This window comes from Lysinibacillus sp. 10T31 (genome assembly GCF_056394365.1).
Map to the genome: position 1 here is coordinate 19605 of NZ_JBFTHS010000043.1, position 19494 is coordinate 39098.

The window sequence follows — 19494 nt, forward strand, 5'->3', positions numbered from 1 at the left end:
CTATAAATATTCGTGTTTAGGAGAGGGTCGCATGAAATGGAAGCGTAGTGAACGACTAGTTGATATGACGTACTATTTACTAGAACATCCACATCAGCTGATCCCGCTAACTTATTTTTCTGAACTATATCAATCTGCAAAGTCTTCCATTAGTGAAGATTTGACGATTGTAAAAGAAACTTTCGAAGAAAAAGGAATCGGGTTATTGATGACAGTACCGGGCGCTGCAGGAGGAGTTAAGTATATTCCTAAAATGTCCGAGGCTGAGGTCCGTTTAGTTATTCATGATTTAAAAGCGGAGCTCGAGCATTCAGATCGTTTGTTACCAGGCGGTTATTTATTTATGACGGACTTACTCGGCAATCCAGATTTAATTAATCGAGTTGGAAAGGTATTTGCATCCGCATTTGCTGATCAACAAATTGACGTCATAATGACTGTCGCAACAAAGGGAATTTCTATTGCCCACGCGATTGCAAGACATTTAAATGTACCAGTTGTTGTTGTCAGAAGAGATAGCAAGGTAACTGAAGGATCTACAGTCAGCATCAACTATGTATCTGGTTCTTCCAGAAGAATTCAGACAATGGTATTATCAAAAAGAAGCATGAAGAGTGGACAACGAGTGCTTATTACTGACGACTTTATGAAGGTCGGTGGTACAATGAATGGCATGAAAAATCTATTAGAGGAGTTTGACTGTCAGCTAGCTGGTATTGCAGTGCTAGTAGAGGCTGAGCATGCAGACGAAACTTTAGTAGATGATTATTATTCATTAGTAAAGCTTCATGAGGTCAATGAAAAAGACCGTACAATTGCATTAAGTGAAGGTAACTATTTTTCTAAAAGGGGAAATGACAAATGAAAGTAGTAGCAACAACAAATGCACCAGCAGCAATTGGACCATATTCACAAGGGATTATTGTAAATGGCATGTTTTATAGCTCAGGCCAGATCCCACTAACAGCAACAGGCGAATTAGTGGAAGGTGATATCACTGTTCAAACAAATCAAGTATTTGCAAATTTAAAAGCAGTTTTAGCTGCTGCTGGATCATCTTTGGACAATGTTATTAAAACAACCGTTTTTATGAAGGATATGAACGACTTTGTTGCAATGAATGAAGTATATGCTAGCCACTTCGGCGATCATAAACCAGCTCGTTCAGCAGTAGAGGTTGCTCGTCTACCAAAAGATGTGAGCGTAGAAATTGAAGTTATTGCCATCGTTAAATAAGAAATTTTTTAAGCTCACTAGAAGAGAATGATTAGCTCTTTTAGTGAGTTTTTTTATTTTCATTCAGTTATGTTTACTGCGCGAAAGCAAAGCGACAGCGGCAAATGTTTTCTGCGCGAAAGCGAAGCGACAGCGGCAAATGTTTTCTGCGCGAAAGCGGAGCGACAGCGGCAAATGTTTTCTGCGCGAAAGCGAAGCGACAGCGGCAAATGTTTTCTGCGCGAAAGCGAAGCGACAGCGGCAAATGTTTTCTGCGCGAAAGCGAAGCGACAGCGGCAATCGCTGATAAAGATAACAAACCTACCAATAAAGCTCCGAAAAGGAAATCATGCTATTTTGAAACATTGGATCAATCTGGGCAACATCGTATAGGGTGGCCGACAAACAATTGTCAAAATTTAAGTAAATTAAAGGAAATATTATACTAATGAGTATTCAAATTTTTTAGAAAATTTGATAGACTATAAAAAGGAAAATATTCGGTAATAAAGAATATTATATTTTCATTTAGGCATCTGAGAAGAGAGGTGGTGAGAAAATGGAAGTTACTGATGTAAGATTACGTCGTGTACAGACGGATGGTCGCATGCGTGCGATTGCTTCCATTACACTCGACAATGAGTTCGTAGTTCATGATATTCGTGTGATCGATGGCAATACAGGTTTATTCGTTGCTATGCCAAGTAAACGAACGCCAGACGGTGAATTTAGAGATATTGCGCATCCTATCAATTCTACTACTCGTAATAAAATTCAGGAGATTATTTTAAACGAGTACCATAATTCAAGCGAGGAAGAAGCAACAGAAAAAGCAGAAGAATTAGAAGGAATTGGCGTATAGTTAATAAGAGCTCTTCTTAATTGAAGAGTTCTTTTTATTTTGAGCATAAGAGAAAACGAGCAATTTTAGGAAATACATATTAACATTCGAGCATAAGGTGCATTTGATTTGGAAATTCATCTTTTTGTCAAGTCAACATGCCTTGAAAATAGATGGATTTTGCTATATAGTCATAAGAGAAAATGAGCGTATTGGAGGACTTACAGATGAGCAACATTTTTGCTGTCATTTTGGCTGCAGGTCAAGGTACACGTATGAAGTCCAAATTATATAAAGTGCTCCATCCAGTATGTGGGAAGCCGATGGTACAACATGTGGTGGATCACATTCAAACGTTAGATGTGAATCGCATTGTAACGGTTGTAGGACATGGTGCAGAAAAGGTGAAACAACAGCTTGGCGCTAAAAGCGAGTATGTTTTACAGGCTGAACAGTTAGGGACAGCTCATGCTGTACAACAGGCTGAGACAATTTTAGGTAGCGAAGAAGGTACAACATTAGTTGTTTGTGGCGATACACCACTTATTCGCCCTGAAACGATGCAAGCTTTGTTCGAGCATCATCAAGCAAAGAATGCAAAAGCAACTATTTTAACAGCTATTGCTGAAAATCCAACAGGCTATGGTCGTATTTTACGTGGCGACAATGGACAAGTGGAGCAAATTGTTGAGCAAAAGGATGCTTCAGCAGAGCAGCAATTAGTGAAAGAGATTAATACGGGCACATATTGCTTCGATAATAAAGCGTTATTTGAGACATTGAAGCTTGTGAAAAATGACAATGCACAGGGTGAGTATTATTTACCTGATGTGATTGAAATTTTACAAAAACAAGGCGATGTTGTTGAAGCATATGTAACGCAAGATTTTGAAGAAACACTTGGTGTCAATGATCGTGTTGCTCTGTCTCAAGCAGAGGCGCTAATGCGTACAAGAATTAATGAAAAGCATATGCGTAACGGTGTCACAATTATTAATCCTGAAGCAACATATATTAGCACAGACGCAATGATTGGTCGTGATACTGTCATCCAACCAGGTTCTATGATTGAAGGTACAACTGTTATTGGTGAAGATTGTATAATCGGGCCTAACACACAAATCATAGATAGCCGTATCGGTGACCGAACAACTGTGCATTCTTCTGTTGTCCGTGAAAGCGCTGTAGCAGAAGAAACAGCTATTGGACCGTTTGCACATATTCGACCACTTTCTGACATTGGTAGCCATGTGAAGATTGGTAACTTTGTAGAAGTGAAGAAAAGCAAACTAGGTAATGACACGAAAGTATCACACTTAAGTTATATAGGCGATGCTGAAATCGGAAGTAACGTCAATATTGGCTGTGGTTCCATTACAGTAAACTATGATGGGAAAAACAAGTTCCAAACAGTTATTGAAGATGATGTATTTGTAGGATGTAATACTAACTTAGTAGCGCCAGTGAAAGTTGGAAAAGGTTCATTTATTGCAGCAGGATCTACAATTACAAAAGAAGTTCCTGAGGATGCACTTGCGATTGCTCGTGCAAGACAAGAAAACAAACCGAATTATGTAAGCAAATTAAATTCAAAATAATTATCAACTAAACAGGAGGCCATCATGCCGTATCATTATGCAAACTCACAATTAAAAATATTTTCACTTAATTCTAATAATCCACTTGCTCAAGAAATTGCGCAAGAAATGGGTGTTGAATTAGGTAAATCTTCTGTTAAACACTTCAGCGATGGAGAGGTTCAAATTAGCATTGAAGAAAGTATTCGTGGTTGTGATGTGTTTATCGTGCAATCTACTTCTGCACCAGTAAACGAACATTTAATGGAGCTTTTAATTATGGTAGACGCTGTGAAACGCGCATCTGCTCGTACAGTAAACGTTGTAATGCCTTACTATGGCTATGCGCGTCAAGACCGTAAAGCTAAAGCACGCGAGCCAATTACAGCTAAATTAGTAGCAAACTTACTTGAAACAGCTGGTGCAACACGTGTTATCGTTTTAGACTTACATGCACCACAAATCCAAGGCTTCTTCGATATTTTAATCGACCACTTGATGGCAGTGCCTTTATTATCTGATTACTTCAAATCAAAAGGTATCCCAGAAGATGAAATCGTTATTGTTTCTCCAGACCATGGTGGTGTAACACGTGCTCGTAAAATGGCAGAACGTTTAAAAGCACCTATTGCAATTATTGACAAACGCCGTCCAAAACCAAACGTTGCAGAGGTAATGAACATTGTTGGTAATGTTGATGGTAAAGTGGCAATCTTGATTGATGATATTATTGACACTGCAGGTACGATTACAATCGGTGCGGATGCATTACGTGCAGCTGGTGCGAAAGAAGTTTATGCTTGCTGTTCTCACCCAGTATTATCAGGTCCAGCAATCGAGCGTATCGAAAACTCTTCGATTAAAGAATTAGTTGTAACAAATACAATCCAACTTCCTGATGAGAAAAAATCTCCGAAAATTACAGAGCTTTCAGTAGCTAAATTGATGGCAGATGCAATCTCTCGTGTCTATGAAAATAAATCTGTAAGTACTCTATTTGATTAATATAAATAAACAGATCCCAATATGTGGCTTATTAAGGACAAATCTACGTTTGTAAGTAGATTTGTCCTTTTTCTAGGTTTCTTTTGTTTGAATTTTCTTATAAAAGGGTATATGGTAATTGTGACTTAATAATATTTACACTACTTTATAAAAAATAGTTTACCGCCTAAGGTTGGGGTATATTTTGTTAAAATGTAAGTTATGAATAAGTTGATTGGAGTGGAGGCTGGGCGACTCCTTGGGGAATAGCGTCACAGATAAGACCCTAGAGCGAGCGCATAGGGGAACGAAGGCTAAAAGCATCACGTCCTGTGATAACGCCTTCGTGACCAACATCGGTGCTGTCGCTTCGTTGCACTACGCTTTCGCGCAACAAACATCTGTTGGCCCAAGCGGCTCATCGGACGCCCCCAGGAAGCTTTTCTCTGTGCGAAAGCGAAGCGACAGCAACAAATGATTTATCTGTGCGAAAGCGAAGCGACAGCAACAATTGTTTTATCTGTGCGAAAGCGAAGCGACAGCAACAACAAGGCGCCCAGCTGGAACGGAAATCAACCCCACGTTATGGTGATGAGCTAAAATTGTAGTAAATATTATTATAGCCTTAACAAATGTCGATTTTATCGAAAATAGTGACATTTAATAAGGTGTAAATAAATTTTTCTTGGAAGGGGAAGTATAGTATGAGTACAGTATTAAGTGTTAAAAAGCGCGAAGCTGGGCATCGTTCGACATTAACCCAACTTAGAAAAGGGGGAGCCATTCCTGCAGTTATTTACGGCTATAATTTAGATTCAACCCCAATTTCTATTTCAGAGAAGGAATTCAGAAAGTCTATTCAAAAGAATGGGCAAAACGGTGTGTTTTCGATGGAGTTAGATGGGAAAAAAGTGAATGTTGTTGTATCAGAAATTCAACAATGCTCTATGAAAGATGAAGTAAATCATATCGACTTCTTAGCAATCAATATGTCCGAAGCAATAGAGGCTGAAGTGCCTATTAAACTTGTAGGAGAGTCAGTTGGTATTAGTGTAGGTGGCATATTAATGCAGCCTAACCTAGATGTAAAAATTAAAGTAAAGCCAGCAGATATACCAGAAGCTATTGAAGTTGATATTACTGAACTTAAAATTGGTGAAACAATTACGGTAGCTGATATTCGAGATACGATTGATTTTGATATTATCAGTGAAAGTGGTCATACATTGGTATCAATTATGGCTCCAGCAGTCATTGAAGAATCGACAGTAGATAGTGAACAGGTACAAGAGTAAAAATATTTGTTAAGGAAAGGCTACTGAGGAAGTTAAACTTCTTCAGTAGCCTTTTATATTTTAAATTAATATATGTGTTGTTTTAAAACCATTTCCTATATGTATGGTTGAAGTGAGGATTTTAAATAATATCAAGCCATTATTGAACTTTTACTTTCAAAAACTGTACAAACTGCTTTCTGAGTGCATGATATGGTAAAATAATGACTATTAGATTTGAAAGAAGAGGGGTACTTATGAAAATTATCGTTGGTTTAGGGAATCCGGGTAAGCCTTATGAGCATACAAGACATAATATTGGCTTCGATGTTATTGATGCATTAGCTGAAAAATGGGGTACACCTTTAACTAATTCAAAGTTTAATGGTATGTATGCAACGGTACATCGTCCTGAAGGGAAGGTTCTACTTGTTAAACCTTTAACATATATGAATTTATCGGGGGAATGTGTTGGGCCTCTTATGAACTATTTTGATATTGATGTGGAAGATTTAATTGTTATTTATGACGATTTAGATTTAGAAACAGGGAAATTACGCCTTCGTCAAAAAGGAAGTGCGGGTGGACATAATGGTATTAAATCATTAATTCAGCATTTAGGTACTCAAGAATTTAATCGTATACGTGTTGGGGTTAATCGCCCGCCAGCTGGCATGAAGGTAGCGGATTACGTGTTATCAAAATTTTCAAAAGAAGATCAAGCTATTGTTGGCGAATCTATTGAAAAGAGTGTAAATGCTGTAGAAGAATCTCTTTCAAAGCCATTTCTTGATGTGATGAATCGCTTTAACGGGTAACAATAGGTTAAATCGTAGTTTGGATATTAAAGTTGTCTAGGATGACGATTAAAATGTTTTTTCCTGCGACTTCAGCTAATTAAATATATAGTATAGTCTTAAACACAATGCAAAAACTATCTCTATTCTAAATGGCGCTAAGGCAAAATTGGAAGTGCATAATCTGTTTTAGAAATGTCTATACTTTAAGTAGTAAGTTGCTTAAAGGAGGATGATTTGGAGATGTCAGTTCGCTATCGATGTCGGCATTGTGAAGTAGAAATAGGAACACTACCATTTGATGCAGATGATACAATTCGAAAACTTCATATTTTCGAATTGGGTGAAGCAGATGATTATGTTGAAAAAGATCAGCATGGTCACACGACGGTACACTGCATTTGTGAGCAATGTGAGGATTCGCTGAAACAATATCCAGATTATCACGCACTCAATAAATGGATTCAATAATTGGAAGGATGCTTTGGCGCACATCACGTGCGTTCAAAGCTTTTTCCATTTAACTTTTTCAGCAAATGTTTTATGTAACGAAAGTGAAACGGCAGTTACAAATGTTTTATGTAACGAAAGTGAAACGGCAGTTACAAATGTTTTATGTACCGAAAGCGAAGCGACAGGTACAGAAGTCTCCCATCTTTATAGGTGGTGAGATGAATGCGGTTTTAAGTAACTTTTCAGCGGGTTCCAAACATCCGCTGAAATAGAGGAACTCAGGCTAAGAACTTCACATCCTGTGAAAACGCCTGAGTGACCAACATCGGTGCTGTGTTGTTGCTGTCGCTTCGCTTTCGCACAGACAAAAACACGTTGCTGACGCTGCGTTAGCACTACGCTTTCGCGCAATAAACATTTGTTGGCCTAAAGCCTCCGGCGGATGTCACGGAATCGGAAAGGAGTGCTTAAAGGATGTTAGCCTAAAATCATCGCATCCATGCGATAACGGCTAACTGACCTGCATCGGTGAAAACGCCACGTCCTGTGGCATTACCGAAATGACCGACATCGTGTCGGCCCTCACGCAGGCCTAAGCACAAAGCCGATTCCGGACGCAATTATGCCGAGGCATAATTGATAAATATACAATAAAGATGCATATTATAGTACTAGATTACTAGTCATGGCGATTAGTATTATGCGCTGAAAGGAGCTTTTGACATTGGAAGTTTTACGACAGCTTGTGATGCAGGACAAACATATCACATCATTTTTACAGGAGATTCAGAGCGGTCATTCTGCAACACAGCTTATAACAGGATTAACAGGAAGCGCGCGCCCGTTAATGGTCGATGCGTTATTTGAATATGTAAAAAAACCTATTTATATTGTATCTCCTAATCTATTGCAGGCACAAAAGATGGTTGACGAGCTAGCGGGACTTTTAGGTGAGGAGCACGTTCATTATTATCCTGCCGATGAGTTTATTGCTGCTGATTTGTCTGTTGCCTCTCCAGAGTTACGTGCTGAGCGTATTGCAACACTTGATTGCCTAGCTAGAGGGGAAAAAGCTGTTTATGTGATACCGGTTGCGGGCTTACGCAAAATAATGCAGCCTAAAGAGCATTGGCTACAGTATTTTTTACAAATTGCAGTAGGCGAAGATATTCAGATTGATGAATGGCTACAAACGTTAGTAGAGATGGGGTACGTACGTAATTCGATGGTGACAACACCTGGAGAGTTTGCGCTACGTGGGGGCATATTAGATATATATCCACCATATTTAGAGGTGCCGATTCGTATTGAATTATTTGATACGGAAGTTGACTCGATTCGAACGTTTTCTGCGGATGACCAACGTTCTATTGATAAATTGCAGAAAGTTCGTATTCTACCAGCATCAGAAGTTATTTTGACAAAAGAAGAAAGAATAACATTAGCAGGCCGTTTAGAAGCTGCATTAGCGACGAGCTTAAAGAAAGTCAAAAAGCAGGAGACGAAGGAATTACTGTATCAGCATATTCAATATGATATTGAATTGTTACAGCAAGGAAATTTACCAGACTACGTAAATAAGTATGGTTCATTATTGTATGAGAAAACATCATATTTAGGAGATTATTTTGTACATGATGGCATTGTGCTGTTTGATGAGCTCGGACGTATTCAGGAGGTTATGGATGCCTGGGAGCGTGAAGAGGATGAATGGTTTTTATCATTAATTGAAGAAGGAAAAATGGTGCATGATGTAAAGCCAGCATTCTCTTTGAAAGAAATTCTAGCAATGCTGTCTCAGCAAAAACTATATTTTTCATTATTTTCAAGGACATTTGCAGGTGTATCCTTTAATAAGACGACGAACTTTTCTTGCAAGCCAATGCAGCAATTTCATGGTCAAATGTCATTATTACAAAGTGAGGTTGAACGCTGGCTACTTGGTAAATTTACAGTACTGATTGTTGCGAGAGATAAAGAGCGTGTTAAACGTGTACAACAAATGCTTGAGGAATATGATATTCATACGACAATTGGTAAGCCGACAGAAGCGGGTATTTATATTGTGGACGGCTCACTATCTAGTGGCTTTGAATTACCACTACAACGCTTGGTGGTTGTCACAGAGGATGAGCTATTTAAACAACAGGCGAAGAAAAAAGCACGTCCTCAAAAAATGACGAACGCAGAACGTATTAAAAGTTATACAGAAATTAAACCGGGCGACTATGTTGTACATGTACATCACGGTATTGGGAAATATATCGGCTTAGAAACATTAGAGGTAAATGGTACACATAAGGATTACTTACACATTCGATACCGCGCAGATGATAAGTTATATGTTCCAGTAGAGCAAATAGATTTAATCCAAAAATATGTAGCATCTGAAGACCGAGAACCGAAGCTACATAAATTAGGTGGAGCAGAGTGGAAAAAAGCTAAAGCAAAGGTATCCTCTGCTGTACAAGATATTGCTGATGATTTAATTAAGCTGTATGCGAAACGTGAAGCAGAGAAAGGCCATGCATTCGCGATTGACAACGACGATCAGCGCAATTTTGAGGCTTCTTTCCCTTATGAAGAAACAGAGGATCAGCTACGTTCAATTATCGAAGTAAAACGTGATATGGAGCGTGAGCGTCCGATGGATCGTCTTGTATGCGGAGACGTAGGATATGGTAAAACAGAGGTAGCGATTCGTGCGGCATTTAAAGCAATTCAAGATGGCAAGCAGGTTGCTTTCCTTGTACCGACAACGATTTTAGCGCAACAACATTACGAAACGATTCGTGAGAGATTCCAAGACTTTGCTATTAATGTAGGTCTCTTGTCTCGTTTCCGCACCAAAAAAGAGCAAACGGCGACGTTAAAGGGTTTAAAAGAAGGGCAAATTGATATTGTCGTTGGAACGCATCGAATTTTATCTAAAGATTTACTATTCCAAGACCTTGGACTGCTGATTGTTGATGAGGAGCAACGTTTTGGTGTAACGCATAAGGAAAAAATTAAACAGCTAAAGACGAATGTTGATGTATTAACCCTAACGGCAACTCCGATTCCAAGAACGCTTCATATGTCGATGGTAGGTGTTCGTGATTTATCGGTAATTGAAACGCCACCAGCAAACCGTTTCCCTGTGCAAACATATGTAATGGAGCATAGCGGTGCATTAGTGCGGGAAGCTATTGAGAGAGAAATGGCGCGTGGTGGGCAAGTATTTTACTTATACAATCGTGTAGAAGATATGGCTCGTAAGGTTGATGAAATTCAAATGCTTGTTCCAGAAGCGCGTATTGGGCATGCGCATGGCAAAATGACGGAATCAGAATTAGAATCTGTCATATTAGCCTTTTTAGAAGGTGACTATGATGTGCTTGTAACGACAACCATAATTGAGACAGGCGTGGATATACCAAACGTTAACACATTGATTGTTCATGATGCTGATCGAATGGGCTTAGCACAGCTTTATCAATTGCGTGGGCGTGTTGGGCGTTCTAATAGGGTGGCATATGCTTACTTTATGTATCAACGTGATAAAGTTCTTACAGATGTAGCTGAGCAAAGATTACAGGCGATTAAAGAATTTACAGAGTTAGGTTCAGGATTTAAAATTGCTATGCGTGATTTATCTATTCGTGGTGCTGGTAACCTGCTTGGAGCGCAGCAACATGGCTTTATTGATTCTGTCGGTTTTGACTTGTATTCACAAATGTTGGAAGAGGCAATTGCTGAGCGCCAAACAGGTGTGAAAAAAGAGGAGAAGCCTGATATTGAAATTTTATTGAGTATTGATGCGTATATTCCGGATGTATACATTCCTGACGGCTATCAAAAAATTCAAATGTATAAACGTATTAAAGCAATGGATCAAGTAGAGGAGTACAGCGAAATCATGGAGGAATTACAGGATCGTTTCGGTGATCTTCCAATTGAAACAGAGCGTTTACTGCGAATTGCACGTATGAAAGTATGGGGCTTAGGTACAGGTGTATTGTCTGTGAAAGAAAAGCAAAAAATTATCACAATATTGTTGTCTGAAGAAGGTACAGGACAGGTTGACGGCGGTAAAATTGTGGAAGAATCTATGAAATTTGAACGTGCTGTCGGTTTTGGTATGGATGGTATGCAATTGAAATTAACGATTGATGAACGAAAGTGCGGGAAATATCAACCCTTTGAAATTTTAGAAGAAATGATGCATATTATTGCTAACGCCAAAAAATAACAGTAGAAGAAAAGCTGATCTTATCTCCCTGAGATAATGATCAGCTTTTTACTGTAGAAAAACAAAAATACAAGGAAATCTTTGTGAATGTTGTGGCACTTTATCTTCATTTGTTGATTGGACTGTAGACTGTGTGACTCCTTAGAGATTAACATCACAAATTGAGGATCGGGAACTAGATACTAGGGAAAATAAGGGTAAAAGTATCGCCTTTTATGATAATTGCTTTGTGATAAACATTCTTTATCCTTATTGACGCAATTGGATAGCTTAGATTATTATTATTTTTTAATAAATTTTTTTAATAAATTATTTATAAAAAATTGTTTTTGTGGTTAATCTAATATAAGTTGATTGAAGTTGAAAATTCTACATGTTAGAAGTATTTGCTTAGGTTTAAAGGACTTTTTGAAAATATTGTTGGATGTGAAATCCTTTTTCTTCAGTTTTTGCATAGATTGCTTCATAAAAAACCATACTAAAATTGAAAAAATTTCATTGTAGCGAAAGCGAGGATTAAGAATGAAGGCAACAGGAATTGTTCGTCGTATTGATGATTTAGGGCGTGTGGTTATTCCAAAAGAAATTCGTAGAACGTTACGTATTCGTGAGGGTGACCCACTAGAAATTTATACAGACCGTGAAGGCGAAGTTATTTTAAAGAAATATTCTCCAATTAATGATTTGGGAGAATTTGCAAGAGAATATGTAGAAACATTATATGAAACGTTAGGTACTCCTGCGTTTGTAACCGACCGAGATGAAGTAATTGCTGTCTCAGGGATTGGTAAGAAAGAGTATATTAATCGTCGTATTACATCCTTTGCGGAAAGTTTTATGGACGAACGTTCAACAAAAATAGAAAAAATGGAAACAACTATCGAGATTGTTCCTGGACAATATGAGCAAGTAAAGTCTTATTGTGCAACACCTATTATGGTAAACGGTGATCCGATCGGCTGCATTATCATTTTGTCTAAAGTACATTTTATCGGTGAAGTTGAAGTGAAAGTTGCTGAAACAGCTGCCAACTTCTTAGCTAAACAAATGAATGGTTGATGAGAATTGAAAGTTATTGCGCTGACCTTTTTAGGCTGTACAATAACTTTTTTTTTCGTACATAGTTTTACGGTAGTGCTACCCGCGCGCGTCAAACTTTGGAGATATGCTATACTATTGGCATTGTTAAAGAAGGAAAGAGGGCAATTTATGTCGGAACGTTTTGGCATGAAAAGCTACATGAAGGGCGCGGCTTTACTTACAATTGCTGCTCTTATTGTGAAGGTTCTTAGTGCAATTTATCGTGTGCCTTTTCAAAATCTTGTTGGTGATGAAGGATTTTATATTTATCAGCAGGTGTATCCAGTTATATCTATTTTCGTCGTATGGACATCTAGTGGATTTGCAGTAGCTATTTCAAAAATGCTTGCAGATAATGATTGTATTATAGATCCGCTAGAGCGAAATCAGAAACGAAGCGGTATTATGCGTATTGTTTTTCGTTATTTAACAGTGCTATCGTTGTTGTTTTTTGTTGCTTTATTTGGTGGTGCTGAAATAATCGCACAGCTCATGGGCGATACTCAGCTTGCACCTTTAATACGGACGGGTTCATTTATAGTACTTGTCATGCCAGTTCATGCTATTTTAAAGGGTGGCTTCCAATCGAGAGGCATTATGGAGCCGATTGCTTATGCGCAAGTCCTTGAACAAGCTGTGAGAGTAGCTATCATTTTAGCAGGAACTTTTATCATTATGAAGACGACAGAATCACTATATAGTGCTGGCCAAATGGCCATCATAGGTACAGTTATTGGTGAAATTGTAGGCTTTGTATTACTTGCGTGGATGTTTAAAAAACGTTTTGGTCTATTTAAAGATAAGAAACAACAGCAACGTATCGAAAGTTTTCCCATTATTAAAGAGGTAACATTGCTAAGTTTAAGTGTAAGCATGAGTGGTTTATTGTTACTTGGCTATCAGTTAGTTGATTCTTTTACAATTTATTCGCTATTAATAGATAGTGGAATGGATCAGACGGTAGCTAAGGCAACAAAAGGCGTTTATGACCGTGGGCAGCCATTGGTACAGCTTGGAGTCGTCATTGCTTCTTCACTTTCACTTGCTATTGTGCCTCTTGTTGCGCATATGTCCAAAAAACAGGAAGGCCGTAGTGCAATTCCGTTTATTCAACTAACGTATAAAGCGTCTGTATTATTTGGGTGGGCAGCATCTCTAGGCTTAATACTCGTTATGCCTTATATTAATGCAATGCTCTTTAAAACAGATACACTGTCGGAAGTACTTATGGTATATGTATTACAAATTGTGCCATTGTCGATTATTTTAACATTTACAGCTATTTTGCAAGGCTTTGGGAAATTAAAAAAGCCGGCTTTATTTTTGATTATAGGTTTTATACTAAAAATAATATTGAATATGCTGACAATTAGTTTATTTGGTGTACTAGGTGCGGCTATTGCTAATAATATAGGTCTTTTGTTTACTGCTCTAATGCTTATTTTTTATTTGAAAAGAATGACTGCTATTCAATTAGCGCCAGCCAATTTTTACAAAAAAGTTGGGATTGCATCAATTAGTATGGCGGCTGTAGTGCTAGTTTGGCTACAGATTATACCACCGTTGTTAGACCGATTTTTATCACCTCGATTTGTCGCTGTGGTAGCAGGTTTTTCAGCCGTATGTCTAGGAGCGTTTGTAATGATCACAATAATTGCTAAGTTACGAGTCCTAGTCGAAAAAGAGTGGTATTTACTACCGTTTGGGCGCAAAATGGCAGTTTATCAATTATGGTTAAATCGAAAGAAGTAGGTGGATTGATTGAATACTTTAACAGTTATTGGTCTGGGTGCAGGTGATTTTAATCAGCTGCAAATGGGGGTCTATAAAAAACTAAAAGCGGCTAGAAAATTATATGTTCGTACAGTGGACCATCCTGTATTAGAAGAATTATCAGCTGAGGGCTTACAATTTGAAAGCTTTGACGCAGTCTATGAAAAACATAATACGTTCCAGCCTGTATATGAGGAAATTGCAGAAAGGCTTGTGGCTGCTACAGCAAATGAAGATGTCATGTACGCTGTACCGGGGCATCCACTTGTCGCGGAGCAGACTGTACAATTGCTTATTGCCGCTGCGGATGAGGGAAAAGTAAAACTAGTCATTGAAGGTGGACAAAGTTTCTTAGATCCAATTTTTGGCGCGTTAAAAATCGACCCAATTGAGGGTTTTCAACTACTGGATGGCACTAGCTTTTCTATGCATGACATTAACATGCGTCAACATATTTTAATAGCCCAAGTATATGATACGTTTAGTGCATCAGAAGTAAAGCTAACGTTAATGGAGAAATACGATGACGAATACCCTGTTACAGTCGTTACAGCAGCGGGCTCTTCACAGGAGAAATTAGTGACAGTACCACTTTATGAGCTCGACCAAAGCGTTGAGGTGGACAATTTAACAACGGTATATGTGCCGCCTGTGAAATCACAAGAGGACGCTTTACGAGACTGGACAACTTTCCGTCAAATTATTGCTGTTTTACGAGGTCCGAATGGCTGTCCGTGGGATCAAAAGCAAACACATGAGTCATTGAAAAAATATTTACTAGAAGAAGCACACGAATATTTGGCAGCAGTAGATGCAGAGGATGACTTTGCGATGATTGAGGAGCTTGGAGATGTACTGTTACAAGTGTTCCTTCATGCACAAATCGGAGAAGATCAAGGTTACTTTACATTAGAAGATGTATTAGCTTCAATAAGTGAAAAAATGATTCGTCGACACCCGCATGTGTTTGGAGATGTATCGGTTGAAGATGCTGAGGGTGTTGTAGCAAATTGGGAAGTTATAAAAGCGGAAGAAAAGGGTATAAGTGATAAACCGCTATTAAAAGAGGAATACCGGGCGTCCTCTGCTCTACAAACAGCATATAATTATCAAAAAAGAGCTGCGAAGGTAGGGTTTGATTGGCCTGATGTAGATGGCGCATGGGACAAGTTTGCAGAGGAATGGCAGGAATTTCGTAATGAGGTGACGAAAGGTACAAATGCGTCACGTCTTGATGAATTTGGAGATGTCTTGTTCACACTTGTGAATTTAGCGCGTTTCTACAAACTATCTCCAGAAGAGGCTATGTTACATGCGAATGAGAAGTTTGCGAGACGCTTTGGTTATGTGGAAGCAAAGGTAAAGGAAAGTGGAAAGCCATTTTCTGATTATACATTAGAACAATTAGATGCTTTCTGGAATGAAGCGAAGCAGCTAGAAAAGGAGTAAAAATATGCGATTAGATAAATTTTTAAAGGTATCACGTTTAATTAAACGCCGTACATTAGCGAAGGAAGTAGCAGACCAAGGTCGTATTACGATCAATGATAAGGTCGCGAAAGCTAGTAGTGCTGTTAAAGCTGGCGATGAGCTAGCTATTCGTTTTGGACAAAAAATTGTGACAGCGCGTGTAGAGGAATTACGTGATACGGTGAAAAAAGAAGATGCCGCAAAAATGTTTACTATTTTGAAGGAAGAGCGTCTTGAAAAAATAGAACCTGAATTTATTGATGACGAGGACTGATGAAATGTAACGGTATCTTAGTGTCATTCAGTCGTTGCCACAGGACGTGGCGTTCTTAGACTGAGTTCCTCTATTTCAGTAGGTGTTTGGACATCCACTGAAGAGCATTCATTCTGTCACCTCAGGGATGGGTATCATCTACTGAATGAAGATAAAAGTTAGCAACTTTAATAAAGTTGTCATGCTTTGAAGGTTGTCCGCATAAAGTGAACAGAAGCTAGGACGACTAAAGGAGGAAAAAAATGACGCTACATCAAGAAAGTAACCGTTACACAATTCCATCTGGAGAACATATTTTAACGATTCGTAATCGTAAAAGAATGGACATGACTTCTGTAAAATCGATTGAACGCTTTGATCAGGAAGAGTTTTTTATCAAGACGTCCCAAGGGCATTTGTTAATCCGTGGAGAAGAACTGCATATCGTTCATTTAGATGTTGACAAAGGGTTATTGACACTTGAAGGAACTGTAAAAACTTTGCAGTACGACGAGGAGGAAAGTGGCTTCTCGAAAGGTTTCCTTCATAAATTGTTTGGATGATTGTTAGTGAACAATTTGTTCAGCTATTAGTCATGGTTTTGAGCGGTATAGCAGTCGGGTTCATTATTGATAGTGTAAGGCTCATTGTTTTTTCAACTCCAAAAAGGTCAAGCCTTCGAAGATGGATGATGGTATTTGAATTACTTACCTGGATTCTGCTCGGTGGCCTGACATACTATTTATTATTTTGGCTAAAAGATGGCGCTTGGCGGGCTTATGACCCGCTAGCGCAAATAGCCGGAATTTTTTTGTATCAAACGTTTTTTCAAACTTTTTTACGTTTCGTCGCAAGGGTTTTGGTGAATATAACTTGGAGACCCCTGTGGTTCATCATACGATTAATAAGTGCTATCATTCGACAAATTTTTAACCTCTTAATAAGTATTGGAGCGTTTCTTTTAAGACCTTTTGTCAAAATTTATTCGTATTTGTCCAACACTTTTTTTAAAAAAGTTCGATTTATCAAGTATAATAAAAGACAACAATAATTTTCGGAGGTGCGGGCATGCCTAAACGTCGTTCATCAAATGATGACCAACAAAACTATACTAAACTTGATAATGACTATGTCCGTAACACGGATAAAGCTATAAATCGTAAAATTCAAGCGCGAAAACGGAAAATGCGCCGTATTACCTTTTTTGCGATTGTACCAGTCGTCATTATTGCCTTTCTCTTAAATGTACTTTGGAATCAAAGTGAAACGCTAGCTGTAAAAGAGGAGAAAAAGGTTGAAGCGAAGGAGCGTCTTTCTGAATTGAAAGATGAGCGAGAGTCGTTAAATCTTAAAATTAAACAGCTAGAGGATGATGAGTATATCGCAAAGCTATTACGCAAAGAGTATTTTTTATCCGAAGAAGGTGAAATAATTTTCATTATACCGGACGAAAAAGATAAAAAAAGCGATATACTGGAGAAAAAAGATAAAAAAGACAGCGTATCAGAAAAGAAAGGTAAAAAAGAAGACTGAAAAGCTATGTATTGTTGACACTCTTTTATTGTTATATATAATGAAAAGAGAAACTTATTGCAGTAAAAAGTTTGATTAAATTGATTACATGACTCAAATGAGTCGCTTAATTTTTAAGGAGGAGCATTTTTTTTATGTCAATTGAAGTAGGCAGCAAGGTACAAGGTAAAGTAACAGGAATCACAAATTTTGGAGCATTCGTTGAGCTGCCAGACGGCAAAACAGGCTTAGTACACATCAGTGAAGTTGCTGACAATTATGTAAAAGATATCAATGAGCATCTAAAAGTTGGAGATGAAGTTGAAGTAAAAGTGATGAATGTTGAAGCGGACGGAAAGATCGGTCTTTCAATCCGTAAAGCAAAGCCTCAAGCAGAGAGACCAGAGCGTCCAGCACGTCCACGTCGCGATAATCGTTCTAATGATCGCAACGATCGTCATCAGCCAAAAGAGAATTTTGAGCAAAAAATGGCACGTTTCTTAAAAGATAGTGATGAACGCCTAGCAACACTTAAACGTGCTACAGAATCTAAACGCGGTGGTCGCGGAGCTAGAAGAGGGTAGTTTGCTGACTGTTTTAATCGTAGAAAAAGTGTGTTAAATAGAGTTGGGATTAGCTTTTTAATAAAGCTAATCCCTTTTTTTATAAGTCATAATAACTTTTCTAGTAGGATCTACGTGTCGTCCTACAACGTGGATGTTGGTCTTTTCTTCTTTTTAGGAGCTTGCGCGGGTGCTTGTTCTACTATTGTTTCTGAAGACTTTTCAGCTGGATTAACAACCATTTTGACAAGTAAAAATACACCGTAAACACTAACCGCTAATCCTGTGAGAAGTAAAAATATTTGTACGGCAAATGGTAAATTAATAAGAATGGATACGAGAATAATCATAGAGCCACTTCCGCAAATTAAAGCGGCTTTAGTTAATGAACCCAAAGGAAATAAACCTCCTAGTTTACACGCTTTTTTATCATTATTAGTATGCCATATTTTTAAGCTCATCACCATAACTTGGACTGTGCGCTTCCTGATGAGCCGTCTAGGTGCAACAAATGTTTTTATGTGCGAAAGCGAAGCGACAGCAACAACRGGGTTTTGTCTGTGCGAAAGCGAAGCGACAGCAACAACGGGGTTTTGTCTGTGCGAAAGCGAAGCGACAGCAACAACGGGGTTTTGTCTGTGCGAAAGCGAAGCGACAGCAACAACGGGGTTTTGTCTGTGCGAGTCTCAGATAGTAAAAAATAAATGTGATATTTCTAGTATTCAACTTTAAAGCTTAAAAGGTACTATTAACCTGCAAAAAAATAGGCGCCTCAGAAATTATTCTGAGACGCCTATTTGAGATGACCCCTACGGGATTCGAACCCGTGTTACCGCCGTGAAAGGGCGGTGTCTTAACCACTTGACCAAGGGGCCTACTATGGTGGCGGCCGAGGGGATCGAACCCCCGACCTTACGGGTATGAACCGTACGCTCTAGCCAGCTGAGCTAGGCCGCCATTAAGATTATGGAGCGGAAGACGAGGTTCGAACTCGCGACCCCCACCTTGGCAAGGTGGTGTTCTACCACTGAACTACTTCCGCATTTTGCTAAGCAACAAGTTATATAATACATGCCTTTGTAACTATCGTCAAGAAGTTTTTTTAAAAAAATTAATAAAAATATATGGTTTTATAAATTATTTAACTTTTTTCAGCGAATGTTTTGTGTGGCGAAAGCAAAGCGGCCAGTTATAGAAGTAGTCTTGTACTGAATTAAGATAAATAGAATGCGTTTAACAAATGTCATCCACAACCTTTGGGGATGAACCTTTTGATGGGGAATTATCAAATCTTTTGTTCTTAAGTAGAAAAGTATCAGCGAACTACTAGCTATAGTATTTTGAAGAAATAGGGAGCATCGATCATTGAAAAAGTAAGGTTAAATATGTACTAAACCTCTATGGCATAGATTTTGTAACGTATTTTAAGTGACAATACTGGAACTGAGTTGTGTAATTTTCGTAATTTTTA

At 38.4% G+C, this 19494-nt stretch carries 23 protein-coding genes and 3 tRNA genes; 21 read left to right on the forward strand and 5 right to left on the reverse strand.

Annotation, left to right across the window (positions count from 1 at the left end):
- The first annotated feature begins 31 nt into the window (after nt 1-31).
- The 11 genes from purR (at nt 32) to AC1DCY_RS20675 (ending at nt 7358) form a co-directional block, all read left to right on the forward strand.
- Entirely contained in the window at nt 32-865 is an 834-nt protein-coding gene (purR, locus tag AC1DCY_RS20625; protein WP_079563681.1) for a pur operon repressor, read from the forward strand.
- Complete coding sequence (locus tag AC1DCY_RS20630) at nt 862-1236, forward strand: RidA family protein (RefSeq protein ID WP_049667360.1); 375 nt, start codon at nt 862-864, stop codon at nt 1234-1236. Before purR ends, AC1DCY_RS20630 begins: the two co-directional genes overlap by 4 nt.
- A 43-nt stretch (nt 1237-1279) precedes the next feature.
- Entirely contained in the window at nt 1280-1522 is a 243-nt protein-coding gene (locus tag AC1DCY_RS20635; protein ID WP_477353238.1) for a hypothetical protein, read from the forward strand.
- Nucleotides 1523-1774: 252 nt separating this feature from the next.
- Nucleotides 1775-2077: a septation regulator SpoVG gene (gene spoVG / locus AC1DCY_RS20640; protein ID WP_477353239.1), complete on the forward strand. Its 303-nt coding sequence runs from the start codon at nt 1775-1777 to the stop codon at nt 2075-2077.
- Nucleotides 2078-2283: 206 nt separating this feature from the next.
- Nucleotides 2284-3654 carry a bifunctional UDP-N-acetylglucosamine diphosphorylase/glucosamine-1-phosphate N-acetyltransferase GlmU gene (gene glmU, locus AC1DCY_RS20645; RefSeq protein WP_477353241.1) on the forward strand — a complete coding sequence of 457 codons (1371 nt, stop codon included), beginning with the start codon at nt 2284-2286 and terminating at the stop codon, nt 3652-3654.
- Between the two features lie 24 nt (nt 3655-3678).
- A complete protein-coding gene (locus AC1DCY_RS20650; RefSeq protein WP_477353242.1) occupies nt 3679-4638 on the forward strand; it encodes a ribose-phosphate diphosphokinase in 960 nt (319 codons plus the stop codon).
- A gap of 338 nt (nt 4639-4976) precedes the next feature.
- Nucleotides 4977-5225, forward strand: a complete 249-nt coding sequence (locus AC1DCY_RS20655) for a hypothetical protein (protein ID WP_477353244.1) — start codon at nt 4977-4979, stop codon at nt 5223-5225.
- A gap of 96 nt (nt 5226-5321) precedes the next feature.
- A complete protein-coding gene (locus AC1DCY_RS20660; protein WP_477353245.1) occupies nt 5322-5912 on the forward strand; it encodes a 50S ribosomal protein L25/general stress protein Ctc in 591 nt (196 codons plus the stop codon).
- Nucleotides 5913-6148: 236 nt separating this feature from the next.
- On the forward strand, nt 6149-6709 hold the full coding sequence (pth, locus tag AC1DCY_RS20665) for an aminoacyl-tRNA hydrolase (RefSeq protein WP_477353246.1): 561 nt from the start codon (nt 6149-6151) through the stop codon (nt 6707-6709).
- Between the two features lie 222 nt (nt 6710-6931).
- Nucleotides 6932-7159 (forward strand): anti-sigma-F factor Fin, encoded by a 228-nt coding sequence (locus AC1DCY_RS20670; RefSeq protein ID WP_049667366.1) that lies wholly within the window; start codon nt 6932-6934, stop codon nt 7157-7159.
- Nucleotides 7160-7172: 13 nt separating this feature from the next.
- Complete coding sequence (locus tag AC1DCY_RS20675; protein WP_477353247.1) at nt 7173-7358, forward strand: hypothetical protein; 186 nt, start codon at nt 7173-7175, stop codon at nt 7356-7358.
- Here AC1DCY_RS20675 and AC1DCY_RS20680 read toward each other — a convergent pair.
- On the reverse strand, nt 7346-7552 hold the full coding sequence (locus AC1DCY_RS20680; RefSeq protein ID WP_477353248.1) for a hypothetical protein: 207 nt from the start codon (nt 7550-7552) through the stop codon (nt 7346-7348). The genes AC1DCY_RS20675 and AC1DCY_RS20680 overlap by 13 nt on opposite strands.
- Nucleotides 7553-7865: 313 nt before the next feature.
- On the opposite strand from AC1DCY_RS20680, the gene mfd reads away from it, so the two are divergent.
- The 9 genes from mfd (at nt 7866) to AC1DCY_RS20725 (ending at nt 18044) form a co-directional block, all read left to right on the forward strand.
- A complete protein-coding gene (mfd, locus tag AC1DCY_RS20685; RefSeq protein WP_477353249.1) occupies nt 7866-11372 on the forward strand; it encodes a transcription-repair coupling factor in 3507 nt (1168 codons plus the stop codon).
- Nucleotides 11373-11894: 522 nt separating this feature from the next.
- Nucleotides 11895-12431 (forward strand): stage V sporulation protein T, encoded by a 537-nt coding sequence (gene spoVT, locus AC1DCY_RS20690; protein WP_477353250.1) that lies wholly within the window; start codon nt 11895-11897, stop codon nt 12429-12431.
- 150 nt (nt 12432-12581) lie between these two features.
- The gene (locus AC1DCY_RS20695; RefSeq protein WP_477353252.1) at nt 12582-14204 is read left to right on the forward strand and encodes a putative polysaccharide biosynthesis protein; all 1623 of its coding nucleotides are present in this window, start codon (nt 12582-12584) and stop codon (nt 14202-14204) included.
- A gap of 9 nt (nt 14205-14213) precedes the next feature.
- Complete coding sequence (gene yabN / locus AC1DCY_RS20700; RefSeq protein WP_477353254.1) at nt 14214-15674, forward strand: bifunctional methyltransferase/pyrophosphohydrolase YabN; 1461 nt, start codon at nt 14214-14216, stop codon at nt 15672-15674.
- A 4-nt stretch (nt 15675-15678) separates the two neighbouring features.
- Nucleotides 15679-15969, forward strand: coding sequence for an RNA-binding S4 domain-containing protein (locus AC1DCY_RS20705; RefSeq protein ID WP_132364343.1), 291 nt, complete (start codon nt 15679-15681; stop codon nt 15967-15969).
- A gap of 242 nt (nt 15970-16211) precedes the next feature.
- Entirely contained in the window at nt 16212-16511 is a 300-nt protein-coding gene (yabP, locus tag AC1DCY_RS20710; RefSeq protein WP_004229167.1) for a sporulation protein YabP, read from the forward strand.
- The gene (yabQ, locus tag AC1DCY_RS20715) at nt 16508-16999 is read left to right on the forward strand and encodes a spore cortex biosynthesis protein YabQ (RefSeq protein WP_460015230.1); all 492 of its coding nucleotides are present in this window, start codon (nt 16508-16510) and stop codon (nt 16997-16999) included. The genes yabP and yabQ overlap by 4 nt, the downstream gene beginning before the upstream one ends.
- Nucleotides 17000-17016: 17 nt before the next feature.
- Nucleotides 17017-17481, forward strand: coding sequence for an FtsB family cell division protein (locus AC1DCY_RS20720; RefSeq protein WP_477353258.1), 465 nt, complete (start codon nt 17017-17019; stop codon nt 17479-17481).
- Nucleotides 17482-17615: 134 nt separating this feature from the next.
- Nucleotides 17616-18044, forward strand: a complete 429-nt coding sequence (locus AC1DCY_RS20725; protein WP_036215142.1) for a S1 domain-containing RNA-binding protein — start codon at nt 17616-17618, stop codon at nt 18042-18044.
- Nucleotides 18045-18166: 122 nt separating this feature from the next.
- On the opposite strand, the gene AC1DCY_RS20730 is transcribed toward AC1DCY_RS20725, so the two are convergent.
- On the reverse strand, nt 18167-18418 hold the full coding sequence (locus AC1DCY_RS20730; RefSeq protein WP_477353261.1) for a hypothetical protein: 252 nt from the start codon (nt 18416-18418) through the stop codon (nt 18167-18169).
- Between the two features lie 94 nt (nt 18419-18512).
- Here AC1DCY_RS20730 and AC1DCY_RS20735 point away from each other — a divergent pair, with 94 nt between their 5' ends.
- Nucleotides 18513-18755, forward strand: a complete 243-nt coding sequence (locus tag AC1DCY_RS20735) for a hypothetical protein (protein WP_477353263.1) — start codon at nt 18513-18515, stop codon at nt 18753-18755.
- 71 nt (nt 18756-18826) lie between these two features.
- Here the strand turns inward: AC1DCY_RS20735 and AC1DCY_RS20740 are convergent.
- From AC1DCY_RS20740 to AC1DCY_RS20750, 3 genes are all read right to left on the reverse strand, one after another.
- Nucleotides 18827-18898: transfer RNA gene (locus AC1DCY_RS20740), tRNA-Glu, on the reverse strand.
- A 5-nt stretch (nt 18899-18903) separates the two neighbouring features.
- Nucleotides 18904-18980: transfer RNA gene (locus tag AC1DCY_RS20745), tRNA-Met, on the reverse strand.
- 10 nt (nt 18981-18990) lie between these two features.
- Nucleotides 18991-19065: transfer RNA gene (locus AC1DCY_RS20750), tRNA-Gly, on the reverse strand.
- Between the last annotated feature and the right edge of the window lie 429 nt (nt 19066-19494).

Coding starts and splice junctions, on each gene's coding strand:
- purR (WP_079563681.1), top strand. CDS start 32: ATGAAATGGAAGCGTAGTGAACGACTAGTTGATATGACGTACTATTTA.
- AC1DCY_RS20630 (WP_049667360.1), top strand. CDS start 862: ATGAAAGTAGTAGCAACAACAAATGCACCAGCAGCAATTGGACCATAT.
- spoVG (WP_477353239.1), top strand. CDS start 1,775: ATGGAAGTTACTGATGTAAGATTACGTCGTGTACAGACGGATGGTCGC.
- glmU (WP_477353241.1), top strand. CDS start 2,284: ATGAGCAACATTTTTGCTGTCATTTTGGCTGCAGGTCAAGGTACACGT.
- AC1DCY_RS20650 (WP_477353242.1), top strand. CDS start 3,679: ATGCCGTATCATTATGCAAACTCACAATTAAAAATATTTTCACTTAAT.
- AC1DCY_RS20660 (WP_477353245.1), top strand. CDS start 5,322: ATGAGTACAGTATTAAGTGTTAAAAAGCGCGAAGCTGGGCATCGTTCG.
- pth (WP_477353246.1), top strand. CDS start 6,149: ATGAAAATTATCGTTGGTTTAGGGAATCCGGGTAAGCCTTATGAGCAT.
- AC1DCY_RS20670 (WP_049667366.1), top strand. CDS start 6,932: ATGTCAGTTCGCTATCGATGTCGGCATTGTGAAGTAGAAATAGGAACA.
- spoVT (WP_477353250.1), top strand. CDS start 11,895: ATGAAGGCAACAGGAATTGTTCGTCGTATTGATGATTTAGGGCGTGTG.
- AC1DCY_RS20695 (WP_477353252.1), top strand. CDS start 12,582: ATGTCGGAACGTTTTGGCATGAAAAGCTACATGAAGGGCGCGGCTTTA.
- AC1DCY_RS20705 (WP_132364343.1), top strand. CDS start 15,679: ATGCGATTAGATAAATTTTTAAAGGTATCACGTTTAATTAAACGCCGT.
- yabP (WP_004229167.1), top strand. CDS start 16,212: ATGACGCTACATCAAGAAAGTAACCGTTACACAATTCCATCTGGAGAA.
- yabQ (WP_460015230.1), top strand. CDS start 16,508: ATGATTGTTAGTGAACAATTTGTTCAGCTATTAGTCATGGTTTTGAGC.
- AC1DCY_RS20720 (WP_477353258.1), top strand. CDS start 17,017: ATGCCTAAACGTCGTTCATCAAATGATGACCAACAAAACTATACTAAA.
- AC1DCY_RS20725 (WP_036215142.1), top strand. CDS start 17,616: ATGTCAATTGAAGTAGGCAGCAAGGTACAAGGTAAAGTAACAGGAATC.